This window comes from Gilvimarinus sp. 1_MG-2023, assembly GCF_030548285.1.
Genome location: NZ_JAUOSC010000038.1, coordinates 1 through 818 on the forward strand (window position 1 = coordinate 1; position 818 = coordinate 818).

Below are 818 nucleotides of genomic sequence, written 5' to 3' on the forward strand. Positions count from 1 at the left end.
GGTAACAACCCCAGACGCAACCGCAATAATATCCGACCCCTGCTTACCGGCAAATCAACACCGCCATGCCAGGCCAGCTGGCCGGTAAAAGGATCGGTACGACGACCATAGCGGGAAGACATCCAGCCTTTTTTGATAGATCGGCCAGTTACAAATGTATCCGCATCCAGCCGTTGGGCAGACATCAGGTCATCCAGCACTTCCAGCTGCTGCTCACGATGACCAATACGATTAGCCAGGTCATTCAGCACATCGCTGATTTCCGGCGCTTCGTAGGCTTCACCCAGTGTCTTTGGCCCGCCCAAAGCAGGTGCCATGGAAAAATCGAATTCATCGGCTTCCAGATTGGCAACACTGACCAGGCGTTCACCCAGAGCATCCAAACGCATCAGACGGGACTGCAGCTCGGCCAGTTTGACCGTTAATGCCTGTAATTCCTGATTGGTCTGGACACGAATCTGCTCCAGCTCCTGACGCTGCAGGCTGAGATCATTTTCCCAGGCTTCTGCTGCCTGTGGCTCTAGGGAAAAACCTTCATCTGCCAACCAGTCAACCAACCAGAACCCGGCCATCCCCATTGCAAAAGGCAGGGCCACAAGGCACCCAAATAACAATGTCTTGGCAGGTGTGGTCAATCGGTAAGTACGGGACTCTCCGTGACGCTGACCAACAACAATAATGTTCATAAATAACCAGGTAAGTGACGATTACCAACTTGCTTGCTACTTATTGACACCAACCGCATCACAAACGAAGCCTTACAAACCGCAAAACTCATCAGAATCCACCAACAAACAGACAAAAACAAGGCCATATAG

The 818-nt window shown here is 51.5% G+C and carries 1 protein-coding gene; it reads right to left on the reverse strand.

All coding sequences use genetic code 11. The features are described 5' to 3' along the window. The coding region (locus Q4563_RS15510; RefSeq protein WP_303605094.1) for a hypothetical protein at window positions 1–686 on the reverse strand (686 nt) is incomplete at its 3' end. Between the last annotated feature and the right edge of the window lie 132 nt (window positions 687–818).